This is a genomic window from Janthinobacterium paucivorans, assembly GCF_051380805.1.
Taxonomy (GTDB): Bacteria; Pseudomonadota; Gammaproteobacteria; order Burkholderiales; family Burkholderiaceae_D; genus Janthinobacterium; species Janthinobacterium lividum_D.
Window position 1 is genome coordinate 262,585 of record NZ_JBNYXR010000001.1, and the last position, 18,641, is coordinate 281,225.

General features: G+C 65.2%; 15 protein-coding genes. 9 read left to right on the forward strand and 6 right to left on the reverse strand.

What is annotated here, in order from left to right; translation table 11 throughout:
- Window positions 1–160: 160 nt before the first annotated feature.
- Both ACQ4V8_RS01185 and ACQ4V8_RS01190 read left to right on the forward strand, forming a co-directional pair.
- Window positions 161–1,375 carry an MFS transporter gene (locus ACQ4V8_RS01185; RefSeq protein ID WP_010400673.1) on the forward strand — a complete coding sequence of 405 codons (1,215 nt, stop codon included), beginning with the start codon at window positions 161–163 and terminating at the stop codon, window positions 1,373–1,375.
- A gap of 83 nt (window positions 1,376–1,458) precedes the next feature.
- Window positions 1,459–3,501, forward strand: a complete 2,043-nt coding sequence (locus ACQ4V8_RS01190) for a GNAT family N-acetyltransferase (protein WP_436570754.1) — start codon at window positions 1,459–1,461, stop codon at window positions 3,499–3,501.
- 57 nt (window positions 3,502–3,558) lie between these two features.
- Here the strand turns inward: ACQ4V8_RS01190 and ACQ4V8_RS01195 are convergent, their stop codons facing one another.
- Complete coding sequence (locus tag ACQ4V8_RS01195) at window positions 3,559–4,824, reverse strand: putative Na+/H+ antiporter (RefSeq protein WP_070346427.1); 1,266 nt, start codon at window positions 4,822–4,824, stop codon at window positions 3,559–3,561.
- 290 nt (window positions 4,825–5,114) lie between these two features.
- On the opposite strand from ACQ4V8_RS01195, the gene imuA reads away from it, so the two are divergent.
- The 4 genes from imuA (at window position 5,115) to ACQ4V8_RS01215 (ending at window position 8,917) form a co-directional block, all read left to right on the forward strand.
- Window positions 5,115–5,825 carry a translesion DNA synthesis-associated protein ImuA gene (gene imuA, locus ACQ4V8_RS01200; protein ID WP_010400669.1) on the forward strand — a complete coding sequence of 237 codons (711 nt, stop codon included), beginning with the start codon at window positions 5,115–5,117 and terminating at the stop codon, window positions 5,823–5,825.
- Entirely contained in the window at window positions 5,755–7,242 is a 1,488-nt protein-coding gene (locus ACQ4V8_RS01205; protein ID WP_436570755.1) for a Y-family DNA polymerase, read from the forward strand. The genes imuA and ACQ4V8_RS01205 overlap by 71 nt, the downstream gene beginning before the upstream one ends.
- A 123-nt stretch (window positions 7,243–7,365) precedes the next feature.
- Window positions 7,366–8,070 carry a glutathione binding-like protein gene (locus ACQ4V8_RS01210; protein WP_010400664.1) on the forward strand — a complete coding sequence of 235 codons (705 nt, stop codon included), beginning with the start codon at window positions 7,366–7,368 and terminating at the stop codon, window positions 8,068–8,070.
- A gap of 79 nt (window positions 8,071–8,149) precedes the next feature.
- Window positions 8,150–8,917: an alpha/beta hydrolase family protein gene (locus ACQ4V8_RS01215; RefSeq protein ID WP_436570756.1), complete on the forward strand. Its 768-nt coding sequence runs from the start codon at window positions 8,150–8,152 to the stop codon at window positions 8,915–8,917.
- Between the two features lie 113 nt (window positions 8,918–9,030).
- On the opposite strand, the gene ACQ4V8_RS01220 is transcribed toward ACQ4V8_RS01215, so the two are convergent.
- From ACQ4V8_RS01220 to ACQ4V8_RS01240, 5 genes are read right to left on the reverse strand one after another with little or no spacing between them, the layout of a single operon-like run.
- On the reverse strand, window positions 9,031–9,381 hold the full coding sequence (locus tag ACQ4V8_RS01220; RefSeq protein ID WP_436570757.1) for a hypothetical protein: 351 nt from the start codon (window positions 9,379–9,381) through the stop codon (window positions 9,031–9,033).
- 42 nt (window positions 9,382–9,423) lie between these two features.
- The gene (locus ACQ4V8_RS01225; RefSeq protein WP_436570758.1) at window positions 9,424–12,645 is read right to left on the reverse strand and encodes a CHAT domain-containing tetratricopeptide repeat protein; all 3,222 of its coding nucleotides are present in this window, start codon (window positions 12,643–12,645) and stop codon (window positions 9,424–9,426) included.
- Entirely contained in the window at window positions 12,642–14,375 is a 1,734-nt protein-coding gene (locus tag ACQ4V8_RS01230) for a caspase family protein (RefSeq protein WP_436570759.1), read from the reverse strand. Before ACQ4V8_RS01230 ends, ACQ4V8_RS01225 begins: the two co-directional genes overlap by 4 nt.
- 5 nt (window positions 14,376–14,380) lie before the next feature.
- Window positions 14,381–15,007: a hypothetical protein gene (locus tag ACQ4V8_RS01235; RefSeq protein ID WP_436570760.1), complete on the reverse strand. Its 627-nt coding sequence runs from the start codon at window positions 15,005–15,007 to the stop codon at window positions 14,381–14,383.
- Window positions 15,000–15,608, reverse strand: coding sequence for an RNA polymerase sigma factor (locus ACQ4V8_RS01240; protein ID WP_070346433.1), 609 nt, complete (start codon window positions 15,606–15,608; stop codon window positions 15,000–15,002). Before ACQ4V8_RS01240 ends, ACQ4V8_RS01235 begins: the two co-directional genes overlap by 8 nt.
- Window positions 15,609–15,893: 285 nt before the next feature.
- Between ACQ4V8_RS01240 and ACQ4V8_RS01245 the strand changes: the two genes are divergently transcribed.
- From ACQ4V8_RS01245 to ACQ4V8_RS01255, 3 genes are all read left to right on the forward strand, one after another.
- The gene (locus tag ACQ4V8_RS01245; RefSeq protein WP_010400640.1) at window positions 15,894–16,115 is read left to right on the forward strand and encodes a helix-turn-helix domain-containing protein; all 222 of its coding nucleotides are present in this window, start codon (window positions 15,894–15,896) and stop codon (window positions 16,113–16,115) included.
- 160 nt (window positions 16,116–16,275) lie between these two features.
- Window positions 16,276–16,746: an Hsp20 family protein gene (locus ACQ4V8_RS01250; protein ID WP_436570761.1), complete on the forward strand. Its 471-nt coding sequence runs from the start codon at window positions 16,276–16,278 to the stop codon at window positions 16,744–16,746.
- A 294-nt stretch (window positions 16,747–17,040) separates the two neighbouring features.
- Window positions 17,041–18,555 carry a Do family serine endopeptidase gene (locus tag ACQ4V8_RS01255; protein ID WP_436570762.1) on the forward strand — a complete coding sequence of 505 codons (1,515 nt, stop codon included), beginning with the start codon at window positions 17,041–17,043 and terminating at the stop codon, window positions 18,553–18,555.
- The last annotated feature ends 86 nt before the right edge of the window (window positions 18,556–18,641 follow it).

An 18,641-nucleotide genomic window follows, 5' to 3' on the forward strand; every position in this document is an offset into this window, starting at 1 on the left:
GATTGGTATTGCTGCGGTATTTAAAAAAACACAAAAAAACCGCTAAAAATAATAATTGGTATACAATTGGTCCACGTTTCAGTGCCGAACCGTGTCGACCGTCCCATGCCCCGACGGCCGGCATGCACTGACGGCAGCCACCCACGTTACGGAACGCGCCATGTTCATCAAGTCCAAGCAGTTGCTGTGGTTTTTTGCGTTTTTCCTCGTCTTTGAACTCAATATCTATCTGTCCAACGACATGATCATGCCGGCCATGCTGGGCATCGTCGATGAGTTCCAGGCGGAGAAAAAGTTCGTCCCGCTGTCGCTGAGCCTATACCTGCTGGGCGGTAGTTCGCTGCAGATTTTCCTGGGACCATGGGCCGACATCATCGGCAAGCGCAAGCTGGTGCTGACCGGCAATACCTTGTTCTTGCTGGCCACGCTGGCCGTGCCGTTTGCCACCTCGATCGAGCAATTTCTCGCCCTGCGTTTTATCCAGGGGATGGGCTGCTGTTTCATCTTCATCGGCTATGCCATGATCCATGAACTGTTCGACGATATGGCGGCCGTCAAGCTGAGCAGCATTCTGTCGAGCACCACCATCCTCGCACCGCTGGCCGGCCCCATCCTTGGCAGCGCCATCATCAGCCAGCTGGACTGGCGCTATGTGTTTTTCCTTTCCGCCCTGCTGGCGCTGCTATCCTTGCTGGGCCTGTTCAAGAGCATGCCGCGCACCGCGCCGACACGTCCGCAGCTCGATGTTCGCGCTGTCGTGCGCAGCTATGTCGCCATTTTCAGCAACGCGCGCTTCATGTTCGGCATGTTTACAGCCGGGTTGGCCACCGTGCCCCTGACGGCCTGGATCGGCTTTTCGCCCATCTTCGTGCTGCAGGAAATGGGTGCCTCCTACGCCACTTATATTGCCCTGCAATGCGTGATTTTGTCCGGTTTTGTCCTCAGCAGCATCGCCATCCAGCGCCTGCGGCAGGATTTCCCGCTCGTGCATCTGCTGCGCCTGGGCGGGCTGATCGCGGCCGCCGGCATGCTGGGCGCCGGCGCGGGCCGCCATCACGTCGCGGTGTTTGCAGCTTGCATGTTTGTCTATTCCATCGGCTTCGGCCTGTTCAATGGCGCCCTGATCCGCAGCGCGATCACGGCCAGCAAGGAAGCGATGACACTGACGACGGCCGCCATGAGCTTGCTGTATTGCATTTATTTGTCTGCCTGGCTGCAGCTATACAACCTGCTGTGCCAGCGCTTCGGCTATACGCTGGAAACGTATGCGCTACTCAATATCCCCGTCATCGTGGCCATTAGCGCCTGCCTGCTGCTGTTTGCGCGCGCCATGGCGGCGCGCCGCAGTGGCACAGTGCAGCTGGCCCGGCACTGATGACGCGACGATGCGCATGTCCTCAAACTTGTTTTACCTCGTGCGACGTTTATTGACACTCTCTTGCGGAAAATGGTGCGCCCATGAAAATAGATGACCTGGCCTCAAAACACGATCAAGCAAAGATTTTCAACCTGGAATACGAGTTTCGCATCCACCGGCTGAAACTCGATTACATCACCCTGGTCGATACCCGGCCGGCCGGCAGCGATCTGCAACAACTGGCCGTGGAGCACCAGGCGGGTATCGCCGCCCTGCGCAGCTTCGTCGCCGACAATTTTGCGTATTTCAATGCGGCAAGCTGTTCCTCGCTTAGCTGCATCCCTACGCGCGCGCTGGGCGACGACGAGCGCTACCTGCACCGCATCTGGATGGGCGGACCCTTGCCGGCCATCGCCTGTGAAGCGATTGTGCAGTGGGGTGCAGCGCTGGAAGAGGTGCGGCACAATGGCGGCGCGCCCTATGTCTCCATCCTGTGGGTCTGGGATGCACAGCAGTTGTGCAATGACGCGCGTTTCAGTCCCACGGGCGGCGCCGGGCGCTACACGATAGGGCGCTACGCCATTGGCGGCACCACTTTGCATATCAACTCGCTGCGCGCGCTGGCGCTGGACTTTGCGCCGGCCCGCTTCGACTTTCTCGATACCCTGCATGCGCAGGGCTATTTCGCCACCTTGTCCGATTATTTCCGCATCCTCATCTTGTGCGAATACGGCGGTATGTATATGGATGTCGATACGATCCCGCACAATCCGGCGACGATTTTCCTGATGAAGCCGGAAGTACCCGATTATTTCCAGTGCAAGCAGTGCAAGCAGGGCGAGGGCGAAGAGCGCCAGCATGTTAGCTCGATGAATCTGTTTCTCGATGAGACGGGCATGCTGATCGCCAAGAAGAACGACGCCGCACTGCGTGTGATGCTGCGCAATGTGAACCTCGCCTATGCGGGCATCGATGCAGAGATCCCCCGTTCCTGCGCGCAATTCGAGGCGCAGTTATTCGGCCAGTTTTATGCTGAATGGAAGAAAAACCTGGGCCTGACCCTGCTCAGCCATACCGAGTTCTATCAGCGCTATTGCGTGCTGTATGACGGCGCGCTGGAAGCGGTGGCGGGCGGCATTCGCGGCATGCGTTTGCTCGACGACATCATTACCGGCATGCACATCCCCTTGAGCGAGGCAGAGCGGCGCGCGTATGCGCGTTGCGTGGCCAGGCTAGCCGAGATCGACTGGCAACTCGACGATCCTTTGCGCCTGCCCGACATCGTCGATGTGTTCGACATCAAGGAAGCGCCGCGCATGGCGTATGCGGCCCAGCTGCGGGCAGACATCGATCACTTTCATTATTACTCGGTGCTCTCGGACGATCCGCAACTGGATCGTGTGAATGCCGTCTTTTGCCGCTACCTGCTGGCCCACCGCTCGCAGTATATTGCCGCCGGCAATTTCTGGCGTCCTACCGTGGGCCGCCACGGCAGCCGCATGCCAGCCCTCGGCGATGCCACCGCGTCGGGCGACGAGGTGCAGGCCGGCTTGCTGTCGCATGCGCCGCTGAGGCTGGTGGCGGGCGAACTGCTGGGCGACGAGACCAAGAACCGCATGGCGAAACTGCTGTTTGCCACCAGTTACCTCGAATACTGCTCGTTTGGCAATAAACTCAATTTGCAGTTCGTGCCATTGCAGCGGCGGCAAAATATCGATCCTTACCTGGCGCACATCCACGGCTTGCACGACGAGGACGGGCGTTTCATCGGTTTCTTCACGGCCGCCACGATGGCCGAGTTCCAGGCGTGTGGCGCCATCTCGTATTACCGCGATGATATGAAGGCGCTCGACGATGCGTATGATGCCTTCGTGCTTGCGCATGCGCGCACCGATGACTGTTTCGTCAGCAGTTTGGCCATCGACGAGAAATACCGGGGGCAGGGCCTGTTCCGGCAAATGTTCCATGAAATCCGCGACCTGGCCAGCCGCAAGGGCTGTGCGCGCATCACCTTGACGGTGTGGGAAAAGAGCGATGCCTTGCCAGTGTATCTGCACAAGGGTTTTCGCAGCGTGGGCACGTTCGACTATGCCTACAGCCTGTTTTATGACCGTCTGCACTTCCTCGTCTACGACGGTAGCTGAGGCAGATAACTGAGGAGGAAAACTAAGGGGACGGCCGGCAGCCGCCCCAGTACATGCTTACAGGACCAGGAAGGCCAGCGCCGCCACAGCCGTCGGCAGCAGGGCGCCGGCCAGCAGGCCGAGGGCGCCGATCGACTCATCCTTGAAGCCGCGGCGCAGCAGCGCCACGCCGGCCGGATTCGGCGCGTTGGCGATGACGGTCAAGCCGCCACCGGCCACGGCGCCGGCCACCAACATGTATTTCGCTTCGTCCGTCATGCCGACGATCAGCGAACCGAGATAAGTCAGCGCTGCATTGTCGGTAATGGCAGTCAAGCCCAGGGCGCCGAAGAACAGGGCCAGCGGCTTCAGGCTTGAGACGATGGGCTGCAGCCACCATTGCTGCATGCCGCCCAGCACCACCAGGCCGCCGAGGAAAAAGCCGACCAGCAAGCCTTCCTTCAGGATCAGCGGACTTTGATAACGCTCATACGCTTGCACGAAGCCGAGAAAGAACAGGAACAGGCCGAAGAACAGCACCGGATGGTGCGCCAGGGCCACCACGCCAGCCAGTACGGCCAGGTGCACCAGGCTGACCGTCAGCGGCACTTTTGGCGCTTCCGCCTCACCGGCCTTCGGCTTGATATCGGACGTGTTGCTGTGCAAATACTTGCGCAGCAAGATGCTCACGCCGGTGGCATTGACCAGCACGGCGATGGCCGCTTTCCAGCCGAAATGGCTGGCCATGAAGGCGCTGTCCCAGTTCCACGTAGTCGCTACCATCAGCACGGGCGGCGCCGCGTACGAGGTCAGGGTGCCGCCGATGGAGACGTTGACGAACAGCACGCCCAGCGCGCCGTATTTCAGCCATTCGGGGATGCCCGGGCGAAAGATTTGCGGCGCCAGCATCAGCGCGGCCAGAGTCATGGCGGCCGGTTCCGTGATCACCGAACCGGTCAGGGGCACGAGTGCCAGTCCCAGCCAGGCGAGGGCCAGTTCCGTGCGCAGCGGCATGCCGCGCGCCACCGCTTTGAGCAGGCGCTGCACGGCGTCGAGCACGGGGCGCGAGGCGGCTACTACCATGACGACAAAGACGAACAGCGGTTCCGTGTACTGGCGCGATTCGGCGTACGCGATGGCCGCCTCACCGCCCGAGATAAAGGCCATGAGGATGATCAAAATGAAGGCCCAGAAGCCGAACACGACTTCCACTTCACCCAGCAAGTGCAGCATGCCTGCATGGCGTGGGTGGCGTTGCGCCAGGGTTTCAAACGACTTGGCGGCGAAGGTGTGGATGAGCGCAAGGCCGAAGACGATGGCGCTGATGATTTGGATGGTGGTCAAATGCGTTTCCTTATGAACGGAGGAAGCCGACTGGTACTTTGCCAGGCGGAAAGGAGAGTGCTTATGGTACAGCAATCGATGCCAGAAACGGGTTTTTTTGGCCTTGGCGGAGCGGCCCTGGCGACGGCCGTACGCAGATAATACGCAGATAATACGCAGATAATACGCAGATAATGAGCAGATGATAATCAGACAATAAGCAGATAAGCCTTGCCAAAAACGGGCCTGAATAGTACTGTATATGCATACAGTACTTATGTTCATTTTCATCTTCATCTTCAAATTCAACTATGCAACATTCCCAATTGATGGCCTCGCCGGAAGCTTTGCACCCGTCCTTGTGGCGCGCATCGCAGCTGGGGCAGGGCGCCACGCGCTGCCTGGAGACGGGTTTTGCCGCCTTGTCCGCGCAACTGCCCGGCGGCGGCTGGCCCAGCGGCAGCCTCATCGATTTGTTGGTGCAGCAGCCGGGCAGCGGCGAATTGCGTCTGCTGGCGCCAGCGCTGGCGCAACTGCCGGGCTTGCCCATCGTGCTGCTGCAGCCGCCCCATCCGCCACAGGCGCTGGCCCTGGCCGCGCAGGGATTGGCGTCGTCGCAACTGCTGTGGCTAAAGAGCGCCAGCAGCAAGGATGCCTTGTGGGCGGCGGAAAATATCTTGCGCAGCGGCAGTTGCGGCGCCTTGCTGTTCTGGCAGCCGCATGTGCGCGCCGACAGCTTGCGCCGCTTGCACCTGGCCGCGCAAGGCGGCAATACCCTGTTTTGCATGCTGCGTCCCTTGCACGGCGCGCAAGATGCGTCGCCCGCGCCGCTGCGCCTGTCCGTGCGCCCGGCCGCCGGTGGCATCGAAATCGGCTTCATCAAGCGCCGGGGACCGCAGCGCGATACGCTCTTGTTCCTGCCCCTGCAACCTCCTTCTTTACTGCTGCGTCATGCGACTCTGGATCGGCCTGTGCCTGCCCCGGCTCCCGCTCGAAGTGTTTTGCCCGCGCTGGTCGGCTGACCATCTGGGCGTGGTGCTGGAGCACGAGCAAGTGATGGCCCTGTCACCGCTGGCGCGGGCGGCCGGTATCGGGCCGGGCATGCGCCGCGCGGGCGCGCTGATGCTGGCGCCGCAGGCGCGCCTGCATGAACGCTCGCCCGAGCTGGAGGCGCAAGCCTTGCAAGCGGTGGCGCTGGCGCTGCTGCAATACTCGCCGCTGGTGGCGCAGGGCGAAGAAGCCACCTTGCTGGTCGACGCGGGCGCCAGCCTGCGCCTGTTCGGTGGCGTGCGCGCCCTGTGCCGGCAAATCGCGGCCAGCTTGCGCACGCTCGGCTACACGGCACAGTTGTCGTGCGCCCCCACGGCGCGCGGTGCCTGGCTGCTGGCGCGCGCCGGTACGCGCCGGGGCCGGACCCTCAGCATGGCCAGTCTCGTGCGCCGCCTCGACCGCCTGCCGTGCGCCTTGCTGCCGCCCGCGCGCCCCTACCTGGACTGGCTCGAAGGCATCGGCTGCCGTACCCTGGGGCAGCTGCGCCACTTGCCGCGTCCCGGCTTGCAGCGCCGCTGCGGCGCGGCCTTGCTGGACATGCTCGATGACGCACATGGCCACAGCACCGAACTGTACCTGTGGATAGCTGCGCCGCCCACGTTCCGCGCCAGCCTGGAATTGTTCGACCGCGTGGAGCACGCCGACGCGCTGTTGTTCGGCGCGCGCCGCCTGCTGCAGCAGATGACGGGCTGGCTGTGCGCGCGCCAATTTGCCGTCGAGCGCATACAACTGCTGCTGGCGCACGAGCGCGGCAGGGTGGCGCGCGCGCCCACCGTCATCGACCTGGCCTTGGGTGTCGCCGTCTGGCGCGATGAGCATCTGGTGCGCCTGCTCAAGGAACGCCTGGCGCAGCAGGTGCTCGACGCGCCCGTGATCGGCTTGACCCTGGAAGCGCTGCAGGTGCAGCCCATGGCGCCGCCCAGTGAAAGCCTGTTTCCCGAACCGGGCGGCACGCCGCAGGAGCGCCAGCGCCTGATGGAATTGCTGGTCGCGCGCCTGGGCGCCGAGAATGTCTTGCAAGCCGCGCCGCGCGCCGATTACCGTCCCGAGGCGGCCAACCAGTGGCTGCCGCTGCCGGCCAAGCCCGGTGCTAAAAACGCGGCGCCGGACTTGCCGCCCGGTCTGCCCGGCATGCCCCGTCCCGGCTGGCTGCTGGCCCAGCCCATCGCCCTCTTGATGCGCGAACATCGTCCCTTCTACGGTTCTCCCCTGAAAATGGTATCCGTCGCCGAGCGCATCGAGGCGGGCTGGTGGGGCCAGTCGCAGGCGCGCGATTATTTCATCGCCGAAGGCCTCGACCATGCCCACTATTGGGTCTACCGCGAACGCATCGCCGGCAGCGGTGTAGACGCCACGCCGCGCTGGTTTTTGCATGGCTTGTTTGGCTGAGTGGCGCTCAGAGCGTTTCAAGCGGCGCGCAACGCACATGGCCATGCTTGGCTATACTTGCTTGATTGCTTGATTGCTTGCTTGCTTGCCTGCGCCGCCTTAACCACTTCAATAAGGATTTTCATGTCCCAACTATCCGACTTTCCCATCACCGAGAAATGGCCTGCACTGCATCCCGAGCGCTTGCAGCTGTATTCGCTGCCTACGCCGAACGGCATCAAGGTTTCCATTCTGCTGGAAGAACTGGGCTTGGCGTACGAACCGCACCTGGTCAGCTTCGAGCGCAACGACCAATTGTCGCCCGCCTTCCTGTCGCTCAATCCGAACAACAAGATTCCCGCCATCCTCGATCCGAACGGTCCCGATGGCAAGCCGCTGGCGCTGTTCGAATCGGGCGCCATCTTGCTGTACCTGGCGGAGAAAACGGGCAAATTCCTGCCGCAGGACGCGGGCTTGCGCTACGAAACAATACAGTGGTTGATGTTACAGATGGGCGGCATCGGCCCCATGTTCGGCCAGGTCGGCTTCTTCCACAAGTTCGCTGGCAAGGACTACGAAGACAAGCGTCCGCTGGAGCGCTATCTGGGCGAGGCCAAGCGCTTGCTGGGCGTGCTCGAGCAGCGATTGCACGGCCGCGACTGGATCATGGGCGAGCAATACACGATAGCCGATATCGCCATCTTCCCTTGGGTGCGCTGCCTGGTGGAGTTCTATGGTGCTGGCGAGCTGGTCGGCTTCGAGCATTTCCCGAACGTGCAGCGCGCGCTGGACGCGTTTCTGACCCGCCCTGCCGTCATCAAGGGACTGGACATACCCAAGCGCGATTAAGCTTGGCTAACTGCGGCCACGCCCGGCGGCGCTACAATGCGCCATCGGCCGCGCTGCGCGGCAGCTTTGATCTGAGACAATGAAATCGACCCGGCAAGATTTTCCCGGCGCCCACGGCCATGTGCTGGCGGCGCGCCTTGACGCGCCCGACGGTGCCATTCGTGCCTATGCGCTGTTCGCCCATTGCTTTACCTGCGGCAAGGACGTGCTGGCCGCGCGGCGCATCGCGCAAGGCTTGACCGAGCACGGCATCGCCGTGCTGCGCTTCGACTTCACGGGGCTGGGCGCCAGCGAGGGCGAGTTTGCCGCCACCAATTTCTCATCGAACGTGGACGACCTGGTCGCCGCTGCCGACTTTTTGCGGGCCAGACATGCTGCGCCGCAATTGCTGATCGGCCATAGCCTGGGTGGCGCCGCCGTGCTGGCCGCTGCCGCGCAAGTGCCGGAATCGACCGCCGTGGTGACCTTGGCCGCCCCCAGCACGCCCGCGTATGTCACGCGCATGTTCAGCGACCACCTCGAGCAAATCGCCGCCGACGGCGAAGCGTTGGTGCAGCTGGAAGGGCGCCACTTCCGTATCCGCCAGCAATTCGTCGACGACGCGGGCAGCCATAGCCTGAAGGCCCACATCGCCGGCCTGCGCCGCGCCCTGCTGGTGATGCACGCGCCGAATGATACGACGGTGAGCCTGTCGAACGCGATGGATATCTTTACGGCAGCGAAGCACCCGAAAAGCTTCGTTTCGCTCGACGATGCCGACCATTTGTTGACGGGGCGCGATGATGCGGCTTATGTCGCCAACGTCATTGCCGCGTGGAGCGCGCGTTATACAACTAAGCTCAACTAAGCAACTAAGCAACTAAGCAATTAAGCAACTAAGCTGAACTAAGCGCTTGCCCATGAAAAACGCCGCGCCAGCAGAAGCTGGCGCGGCGCAGATGGTGTTGATAGCTGGGAGGATCAGTCCTCGTCAAACTCTGCTGATAAGTCTTTCCAACCCTTGCTGATGGCAAAAGCGGAAAATTCCTCGGGCGCTTCCATAACGATCAGTTTCTTGTCTTGCAGGCCCAGGTCGCCATGGCCGAAGTCGGGGCCGACGTAGCCGAGACTGCGCAGGCGGGCCAGGATGTGGCCGACCAGGGTCTTGTCCTTGTAGGCGCCCGCGTCGAGCGGGGCGGCGAAATCGACATACACGTCGATGATGCCGTAGCCTTCGTCGAAGATGCGGATGGCCTTGATGTCGTGGGCACGGCCGGAGCCGTCGGTGGCCTTGAAGGGGCCGCTGAGCTGGATGTCGGTGTCATTATTCATGCCGCCAGCATACACCAAAAACAGCCTTCCGTAGTAGGGGGCTCAGGAGCCGAGCAGGATGAAACCGGCCCAGTAGAAGGGATGGCTGCGCGCGTCGTCGCTGCCGCCGGCGGCGTCGAGCGGTGTCAAGCCCCGCGTCGCCGTGACGCCATGCCGGGCGGCGCGGATCTGCCGCAACTGCGCCTGGCGCAAGGCTTGCGGCTTGCCCTTGCCTTGCGCCAGCGCCGTATAAAAATCGCCCATCAGGGTGGCCGTCGACTGGTCCGACACGCGCCACAGGCTGGCCAGTACATTGCGCGCGCCGCGTTGGCGGGCCAGCCAGGCCAAGCCTTCCAGTTCGCGTCCCGTGGCATCGGTGCCTGCCGGCACGGCCGTTTCGCAGGCTGACAGGGTGAGCAGATCCAGGCCGGCGAAGCGGTAGCCGTCCTGCGCCAATTCCGCCAGGCTGAGTTTGCCGCCATCGCCCAGCAACAAATAGGAGTCCTCGCCCGCGCCCGAGCGCAGCACGAAATGGCTGGCGATGTGCACGCTGCTGTTGGCAGGCAGCGCGCGTTGCAGCGCCGCGCCCGTGTAGTCGCCATCGAGGTAGACTTGGCTGGGGATGCGCGCCGCGTGTCCGATGGCCTGCACGGCGCGCAGTTCGTTTTGCACGAAGGGCAGGGCCGGCAGCTCGCCGCTGGCGCGCGTCTGGCCGAACAGGGCAAGCGATGGCGCGCGGCGCTGCGCTGCTTGTGCGCCAGCGTGGTCGCCGCCGCTGGCATGCAGCGAGACGGGCAGCCGTTCGACCAGCCAGCGGCGCCCGTCATGCAGCATGGCAAACGGCAGGTAGCGCAAGACGCCGTCCAGCGACAGCGATAGCGAGGTGGCGCCATCGAGTTCCCGGCTGGCCGGCGCCAGCAGCAGCGCATACAGCGCCTGCGCATCGGCGCGCGCATCCTGTCCCGGGTCTTGCGCGCTGCGGCGCAGGCGGGCGATGCGCTGCGCCAGCACGCGTTCGTCGATGACCACGTCGTGGATGCTGCTGCCGGTCCGTCCGCCGCGCTGCGCGACGATGCGCAGGCGCGTCTCGGTAAGCAGATAAGTCAGGTGTAACATGCCCCGCTTGAGTGGCTCGGCCCGCGCCATGCCAGCCTTGCCTGCTGGCGCGGGCTTGGCCACGCTGGCCAGGCTGGCCATTGGCAGTGTGGCCAGCGCCTCGGTGGCGCCATCGAGCAGCAGCGCCATGGCCTCGTTCGCCTGCCGCCATGCGTCGTCGGCTTGCGCCACGCCCTGCGCCAGGCGTTCGCGCGCCGCAGCCAGCGCCTGGGCGCCCGCGCGCAGGGCGGCGGCGCGCGCTTCGAACTGGCGCTGCCATTCGCCTTCCGCACCCGTGTAGCCGAGACGCGTGGCGCGCGGATCGGGGGCGCTGCGCACCAGGCTGTGAAATTCGTCCTCGCGTACCATGGCCAGCACGGTTTCCGCTTCATGGATGCGGCGCTGGTCGAGCAGGCGGTCCGCCAGTTGGCCGTAGGCGGCGCGTTTTTGCCGCACAAAGCCCTGGCGCAGCGGCACGGGCAGGCTGGCCGTGCCGGCGCGCGTGGCTTGCAGCGCATTGACCGCTTGCTTGCCCAGGAAAATGCCGGCCGCGTCGGGCTCCAGCGCGCCCAGTTGCGCCGCCGCCCGCGCTTCGAGCATAGTCTGTTCATTGGCCATGCCGATCGCCAGTGCGCGTGCCGACTGGGAGCGCGCCGTGGCGGCATCGCCCGCGCGCGCATTGAGTCCGGCCGCGTCCAGCAAGGCCTGTGCATAGGCGGGATGGGCCGCGCCGCGCGTGGCGGCCAGCTGCTGCGCCATGGCGCCCGCCTCGCGCGCGAGCGCCTGCAGCTCGGCCGCGCCGATGCCGGCGTGCTGCGCGCGCGCGCGCAGGTGCGCCTGGCGCACCGTGTCGAGCATGCCGGCCGCAGCTGGCGGCGTTTGCAGCAGCCGCGCCTCCAGGTCGGCCAGCCCTATTGCCGCCTCGTCCTGGCGTCCCAGCGCGGCCTGTGCCTGCGCCGCCAGCAGCAGCGCATCGGCTTCGTCGGCCGGCAGCGCCTGGACGCCGGACATGGCCAGCCGCGCCGCCGCCTGCGCCGCTTCCAGCGCCTGCTGGTACTGCCCCAATGCCATGCGCGCACTGCCATGGGCGAGCTGGTGTGCGGCGCAGGTGGCGGCGGCCTCGCCATACACGGCGCGGCAATGCGCGAGTGCGGCGGCGGCGGCCACTTCCGCGCGCCCCAGCTGATTGTCCGCCAGCGCGGTCAGCGCCACGTCCTGCCAGGCGCTGACGGTGTTGGCATGGCGGTCGCCGAACAGGGCGCGGCGGATGCGCAGGCCGTCCTCCGCTTCCTGCCATGCCTTGCCACTTTCGCCCAGGCGCAAATGGATGCCGCTCAGGCGGTTCAGGGCCACGCTCGCTTGCATCGAGTCGGCCCCCGAGCGCTGCACCGCCATGGCCAGTGCGCGCTGGGCGAACGCCAGCGCCTGGCGGTCGTTGCCGCTCAGGGTGTACCAGTTGGCCATGTCGGTCACGCTCGTTTGCGTCTCGGTGCGGTTTTCGCCGAAAGCCGCCAGGCGTATCCGGTAGGCGCGCTCCAGGTAGCCGTAGGCTTCTTCCATGCGGCCCATGCGCAGCAGCAGTACGCCCACGTCGCGCATGCCCCACGCATGGTCGGTGCTGTTCTCGCCCGAGGTGCGGGCCCATGTCTGCATGGCTAGCTGCGCGTACGGCAGGCCGCGCGCATACTCCTTGGTCTGCAGCGCCACGCCGGACAGGTTGGACAGGCTGGTGCCATACGCTACCGTGTCCTTGCCGATCAGGCGCGCTTTCGCCGCCAGTGCGACGTCGCCCCATTGCCAGGCCAGGTCGAAGCGGCTCCACTGGCGGTACAGGTACATCAGTTCGCTCGGGTAGTACATGCTTTCGCGCCGCGGATCGCCGTCGTCGAGCGCCTGGCGGATGGCCCAGCCTTCCAGCAAGGCTAGTTCGCTCTCGGCATAGCGGTTGAGCATGTGCAGGCTTTGGCCCACGCCCAGCAGGCCGGTGGCGATGCCGGCCCGGTCGTGCGCCGCGCGGCAGGCGGCCACGCTGCGCTGGAACAGGGGCAGCGAGACGGCTGGCTGTTCCTTGTCGTTGGCGTCGTTCGCCTGCGCCAGCCATGGCGCGATGACGGCCTGGCAGGTGTCGGCCGATGCCGTTTGCAGCCACGCCGACGCGGCCAGCAGCAAGCCCAGGATGAGGCGTTTCATTGCACCGAGCGCCAGGATAGCCGCGCCACCTGGGCTTGGTCGGCATGGCTTGCCCCGGCCTGCGGCAGTGCTGCCGCAGGCGAGGGCGCGGCGCCGCCGCGCGTGCTGGCCAGTCCGGGCAGCGTATCGAGGATGGCGAAGCGGCGCTGCGGCGCGCCATTTGCCGCCGGTGCGGCCACCAGCGCCAGCCATTCCACGCCGAAGCGCGGGCCGCTGACGACGAAGCTGCGCTCGAATCGGCTGATGCCGGCGCCGATGGCGGGCGGCATGCGGTTGCTGTCGCCGTCGAGGGCCGGATAGATGCGCGCGGCGGGGCCGTCCAGCGGCAAGTGCGCCAGGCCCAGGTCGATGGAAGCGGCGCCCCGGTTTTCCACGCTGAGGCCGATGCGTGTGCCGGCCGGCAGCACGCCCAGGTCGCCATCGGTGAATGCCAGCTGGCGCGGCGCCTTGCCCGGCAGGGTCAGTTCGATGCGCGCGTCGAGCAGGGGCTGGCCTGGCGTGGCGGGCAGCGCCAGCAGGGTGGCGAGGCGCTGTCCGCCGTGCCTCGCGGCACCGGCCGGCAGCGGCGCGGGCGTGCGGCTGGCCCAGCCTGGCGCGGCGCTGTCGCCGCCATCGCCGGGCAGCAGCGCCAGCCGCGTTTCTCCCCAGCCGACCGTGGCGGCGCGCCAACGCGTGCCGGCGTGCCGGAACAGGTCGCCCTCGCGTATGCCGTCGAGCAGGCCATATGGCACTTGCCAGCCACGCGCATCGCGCTGCACGGGCCACAGCGGCGCCGCGCCGGTGGCGCCGCCCTGCCACAGCGCTGCGTCGAGCGCGCCCGCATACACGGGTGAGGGCCAGGCGGAGCGCGGCAACTGGTAGGCGCGCAAGGCGGACTGGTATTGCTGCGTGGCGGCGCCGGCCCACATGGCATAGGTTTGCGGCTCACTTTGCAGGGCGGCGATCACGGCCTGCGTAAACAGGCCAGCCGCCTGGCCCGGCGCGGCAGCCGCAGTCGCTTCCGGCGTGCGTTGCTGGGCTTCGGATGCGTAGAAGGCGACAAAGCGCGGCCGCGCGCGCGGCGCGTCGGCTGCTGCTGCGTCATGACTGGCCGCTGGCGCGCCGGGCATGGGGCGCCAGCCGATATCGGGCGCCGCCAGCCCCCGCCATGTCAGGCCGTCGCCGCTGCGCGTGCCGGCCGCCGCATGGCAGGTATCGAAGATGGCCACGACCTGTGTCTGGCGCGCGGCAAACGCATCGATAGCGCGCCCCAGTTCGCTGCTAGCGATGCCGCCATCGAGTTGCCGGCCCTGGTAACTGACCTGGCTGTCGCGCGTCAACAAGCGCGTGCGTCGTCCCTGGGGCGCCGCTGCCTGGCCCGGATAGGCGGGCAGCAGCACGCTGTGGCCGGACCAGTACAGCAGCAGCAAGTCGTCCTTGCCCAGCGTCTTTTCCAGCTGCGCCAGGCGCGCCAGGACGGCCGCGCGCGTGGGCGCCTGGCTGGCGCCCGCGTCGTCGGCCAGGCGCTCGATGCGTGCGTCGGCAAAACCCTGTTGCAGCAACGCCGCGTGCATGGCATTCACGTCGGCCGTGGGACCGGCCAGCCAACTGCTGCGCGGCATGGCGGGCAGGTCCGCCACGCCGATCAGCAAGGCATGGCGTTCGCCCGCCAGCGCCGTGCCGCCCAGCAGGCAAGACAGCAGGCAAGACCGCAGGCAAGACCGCAGCAGCCATGCTTGCCGACGCCGCATCCGTCTCATGGTGCGGTGTGGGCGTCAATGCGCGATGTCTCGCCCGTCACGCCGCTCGCTTGCAGGCTGCGCAGGGCCGCCTGCGGGTCGGCCGCATCGAGCAGGTAGCTGCGGTCGGGCAGGGGACCGGCGACGATGCCGGCCTGCGCCTGTTCCAGCGCCGTCGCCACTTGTTGCATGCTGGCATGGGGCAAGAATTGCACGCGCAAGCTGGCCGGCGGCGCCGCTGCCCCGGGCGCGCCGCGCCAGCTCAGCAGCTCCACCGGCGCGGCCGGCGCCTGCCACAGCAGCCAGGCCTGGACCATGCAGATGCTGGCCAGTGCCGTGATCGCCATTGGTGCCAGGGCCGGCAGCGACAGGCGCAGCAGCAGGCGGCGCCATGAGCTGGGGCGCTCCAGGCGGCTGTGCAGTTGCGCCAGGCCCGCGTCCGGATCGAGGCTGGCAGCTTCATCGCCGATGGCGGCGCGGATCTCGCGCAGCCAGGCGGCGTCGGCGGCCAATGCCGCGTCAGCGTGCAGCCGGGCGGCGATGCGGCTGGCGTCGGCCGCCGGCGCATGGCCATTCAGGTAATCGGGCAGCATGGCGCGCAGCGCCTGCTCGTGGCGATCGTGGGGATCGAGGGGGTCAGTCATGGCGTCCGCCTTCCTGGACAAACCAGCGCTCCATGCACTGGCGTAAGTTAATGCGGCCATGAAACAGGCGCGTCTTGATGGTGCCGGCCGGTGCTTGCTGGATATGCGCGATGTCAGCGACCGACAGGTCGTCGAGCGCCCACAGGGTCAGGCTTTCACGCTGCATCGGGTTGCGCAGGCGCTGCAGGCATTTCAGCACGGCATGGCGCCGCTGCACGGTTTCCGTTTGCGCCTGCGGCCCCGGATCGTACTCTGCTGGCGCTTGCGCGTCGTCATCGCCGTCGAACGGCGTTTCGCGCGCCAGGCGCTTGCCGTGGCGGCGGATCTGGTCGATGGCCTTGTTGCGGACCAGGGTCAGCAGCCAGGTGCCGAAGGCCACCCGGCCGTCGTAGCGCATGGGCGCGCGCCAGATATCGTGGAACACATCCACCGTGACTTCGTCGGCGACCGCGTGCACATCGAGCCCCGAGCCGCTTAGCTGCAGGCGCGCAAACACGCGCACGCGCGGCGACCAGGCGCGGTACAGGGCGTCCAGCGCGCGCTGGTCGCCTGCTGCCATGGCAGCGAGCAATTCGGCAGGATAGACAGGCAATGCACTCATGGTGGCGGGGCCGGGACAGGTTGAATGAAGGGCAGGCAATTACGTCGTTGCGATTATAGCATCGGAGAAATAGTGCAGTATTGGTAAGGGCAAGGTCTGCCAAGGCATGGGCGCAGGGGCTCGCGCAATGTCATTGCAAAAAGATTGAACCGGATGGCGGTACGCTGCGAACAAGAGCATGAAGGACCGCATTGCAGCTGGTCCGCCTAGCCGAAAAGGACAGTCCCATCATGAGAAAACGCGGCGAGACCTTGCGCGATGCCAGCAGGGGCGGGGAGCCAGCCCATGCATGAAAACAGGCTCTCAGGCAACGTCGCCATGCAGCGTCTGACGCCGGCCGAGCGGCTGGTGGCGGCCATGGCTATGCGCGGCGCGCCTTACAAATTGATCGCCCGCGCGCTCGACAAGTCGCCAGCTACCGTGCGCAACCAGTTGCATATGATTTACCGCAAGCTCGGCGTGAGCAATCGGACGGCGCTGGCCTGCGCCTTGCACACCGACGACTAGAGCGCCGCGCAGCAAGCTTCAAAAATACTTTCGGCACTGGGGCAAAAATCGTCTTTTTCAAGGCCTTGAAGGCCGCTTGATCGTCCTTAGATTGGTAGCAAGCGGATGCTCACGGTGAGGTCCGCCCCTCTTATCGCTTCATTTGAAAAGGATATTTATCATGCGTACTTTTGACCTTGCTCCCCTGTACCGTTCCGCCATCGGCTTTGACCGCCTGGCACAGTTGCTGAACGAACAGCGCGCCGATGCACAACCGAGCTATCCCCCTTACAACATCGAACTGGTGTCGGAAGATAAATACCGGATCGTGATGGCATTGGCCGGCTTCTCGCGCGAAGAGATCGACATCATTGCTGAACGTGATTCGCTGCATGTCACGGGCCGCAAGCAGAAAGATGGCGTCGAGCGCACGTTCTTGCACCGCGGCATCGCTGCCCGCGATTTCGAACAGCGTTTCCAGCTGGCTAACCACGTGAAGGTCACGGGCGCCACGTTTGAAAACGGCATGCTGACCATCGAGCTGGTGCGTGAAGTACCGGAAGCGCTGAAGCCGCGCAAGATCGAGATCGGCAGCGGCACCCACGCCAGCGCCGCTAACGTGAATGCGCTCGATCAGCGCCAGGCAGCCTGAGCTGAGCTGAACTCAGTTGAGTTGAGCTGATGTCGGCGCCACGCGCTGGCATCGTCGGAGAGGGGTACCCCTTTTCCGTATAGTAAAATACTGGCCGGTTGATCCGGCCAGTGTCACGTCCAGAGCCCGTTCGGGCCCTGCATAGCCCTCCATGCGAGGTGCGCGCGGCAGGCAAGATGACAGCCTGCTCAACGGCGCCAGCGCCTGTTTCCAAATGGAAAAATGTTAAGCACCGCCTAAGACTCGTGGCCCACTATTGCATACATCAACATCTCATTGAATGAGGAGCAATGCATGGAACAGCAAACCAATACCGCATCTCTTAAAATCAAACGCACCGTAGCCGCGCTGGCCGCGATCGGTGTGCTGGGTGCGGGCGGTGCCATGGTGATGCGCCAGAATAATGCTGGCGCGAATGGCGCAGCCGCCGCGCCTGCCACTGCGGTGGCCGCTGCAGTGGCACCCGCTGCCGGCGCGCCGTTGGTGGCCTTGCCCGACTTTAGCCAGATCGCCGCGCGCAACAGCCCGGCCGTGGTCAACATCAGTGTCACGGGCAGCACCAAGGTGGCCTACGACTCGGCGGCCCAGGCGGGCAACGATGACTTCGCCAACGATCCGTTCTTCGAATTCTTTCGCCGCTTCCAGGGGCCGCAAGGCGGGCAGCGCGGTGGCCGCGATGTGCCCACGCACGGCCTCGGTTCGGGCTTCATCGTCAGCCAGGACGGTATCATCATGACCAACGCCCATGTGGTGCGCGATGCGCGCGAGGTGACCGTCAAGCTCAACGACCGCCGCGAATTTCGCGCCAAGGTGCTGGGCACGGATCCGAAGACCGATATCGCGGTGCTGAAAATCGACGCCAACAAGCTGCCCATCGTACCGCTCGGTCATTCGAGCGAGCTGAAAGTGGGCGAATGGGTGCTGGCCATCGGTTCGCCATATGGTTTCGACAGCACGGTGACGGCGGGCGTGGTCAGCGCCAAGGGCCGTTCCCTGCCCGATGACAGCAACGTACCGTTCATCCAGACTGATGTGGCGGTGAACCCCGGCAATTCTGGCGGCCCGCTGTTCAACACGCGCGGCGAAGTGGTCGGCATCAATTCACAGATATACAGCCAGACGGGCGGCTTCCAGGGCTTGTCGTTCGCCATCCCCATCGACCTGGCCGGCCGCATCAAGGACCAGATCGTTGCCACGGGCAAGGCCAGCCATGCCAAGCTGGGCGTAACGGTGCAGGAAGTGAACCAGGGCTTTGCCGACTCGTTCAAGCTGGCCACGCCGGAAGGCGCGCTGGTGGCCAACGTGGAGCGCGGCAGCCCGGCCGACAAGGCAGGCCTGAAATCGGGCGACGTGGTGCGCAAGGTGAATGGCCAGCGCATCATCGCTTCGGCCGACTTGCCGGCGCTGGTGGGCACGTCCTTGCCAGGCGACAAGATCAGCATGGATATCTGGCGTGACGGCAAGATCGTCAGCCTGACGGCGATGCTGGGCAATGCCGCCGACAAGGTGGCCGAGGTGGCAAAAAACGACAGCGCCGCCGGCAAGTTAAAGCTGGGCCTGGCCCTGCGTCCTTTACAATCGGATGAAAAACGCATGGCTGGCATCAGCGCCGGCCTGCTGGTCGAAGACGCCGGCGGCGCGGCCGCGAATGCCGGAGTGCAGCCGGGAGACGTGCTATTGTCGGTCAATGGCCACCCCGTCAACACAGTCGAACAGGTACGCGAGGTGGTCGAGAAATCGGCCAAGTCGGTAGCCTTGCTGATACAGCGCGGGCCCGACAAGATTTTTATTCCCGTGCGTTTGGGTTGATTACTTAGTACCGGGGTCAGTCACTTCGCGATCGGAATGTGTCCCATTGGGACACATTCCCCCGTCGGGTTCGACCCCGGCCTTTC

What these genes read in the sequence shown, in the direction of transcription:
- ACQ4V8_RS01185 (WP_010400673.1), top strand. Translation starts at nt 161, where the DNA reads ATGTTCATCAAGTCCAAGCAGTTGCTGTGGTTTTTTGCGTTTTTCCTC.
- ACQ4V8_RS01190 (WP_436570754.1), top strand. Translation starts at nt 1,459, where the DNA reads ATGAAAATAGATGACCTGGCCTCAAAACACGATCAAGCAAAGATTTTC.
- imuA (WP_010400669.1), top strand. Translation starts at nt 5,115, where the DNA reads ATGCAACATTCCCAATTGATGGCCTCGCCGGAAGCTTTGCACCCGTCC.
- ACQ4V8_RS01205 (WP_436570755.1), top strand. Translation starts at nt 5,755, where the DNA reads ATGCGACTCTGGATCGGCCTGTGCCTGCCCCGGCTCCCGCTCGAAGTG.
- ACQ4V8_RS01210 (WP_010400664.1), top strand. Translation starts at nt 7,366, where the DNA reads ATGTCCCAACTATCCGACTTTCCCATCACCGAGAAATGGCCTGCACTG.
- ACQ4V8_RS01215 (WP_436570756.1), top strand. Translation starts at nt 8,150, where the DNA reads ATGAAATCGACCCGGCAAGATTTTCCCGGCGCCCACGGCCATGTGCTG.
- ACQ4V8_RS01220 (WP_436570757.1), bottom strand. Translation starts at nt 9,381, where the DNA reads ATGAATAATGACACCGACATCCAGCTCAGCGGCCCCTTCAAGGCCACC.
- ACQ4V8_RS01225 (WP_436570758.1), bottom strand. Translation starts at nt 12,645, where the DNA reads ATGAAACGCCTCATCCTGGGCTTGCTGCTGGCCGCGTCGGCGTGGCTG.
- ACQ4V8_RS01230 (WP_436570759.1), bottom strand. Translation starts at nt 14,375, where the DNA reads ATGCGGCGTCGGCAAGCATGGCTGCTGCGGTCTTGCCTGCGGTCTTGC.
- ACQ4V8_RS01235 (WP_436570760.1), bottom strand. Translation starts at nt 15,007, where the DNA reads ATGACTGACCCCCTCGATCCCCACGATCGCCACGAGCAGGCGCTGCGC.
- ACQ4V8_RS01240 (WP_070346433.1), bottom strand. Translation starts at nt 15,608, where the DNA reads ATGAGTGCATTGCCTGTCTATCCTGCCGAATTGCTCGCTGCCATGGCA.
- ACQ4V8_RS01245 (WP_010400640.1), top strand. Translation starts at nt 15,894, where the DNA reads ATGCATGAAAACAGGCTCTCAGGCAACGTCGCCATGCAGCGTCTGACG.
- ACQ4V8_RS01250 (WP_436570761.1), top strand. Translation starts at nt 16,276, where the DNA reads ATGCGTACTTTTGACCTTGCTCCCCTGTACCGTTCCGCCATCGGCTTT.
- ACQ4V8_RS01255 (WP_436570762.1), top strand. Translation starts at nt 17,041, where the DNA reads ATGGAACAGCAAACCAATACCGCATCTCTTAAAATCAAACGCACCGTA.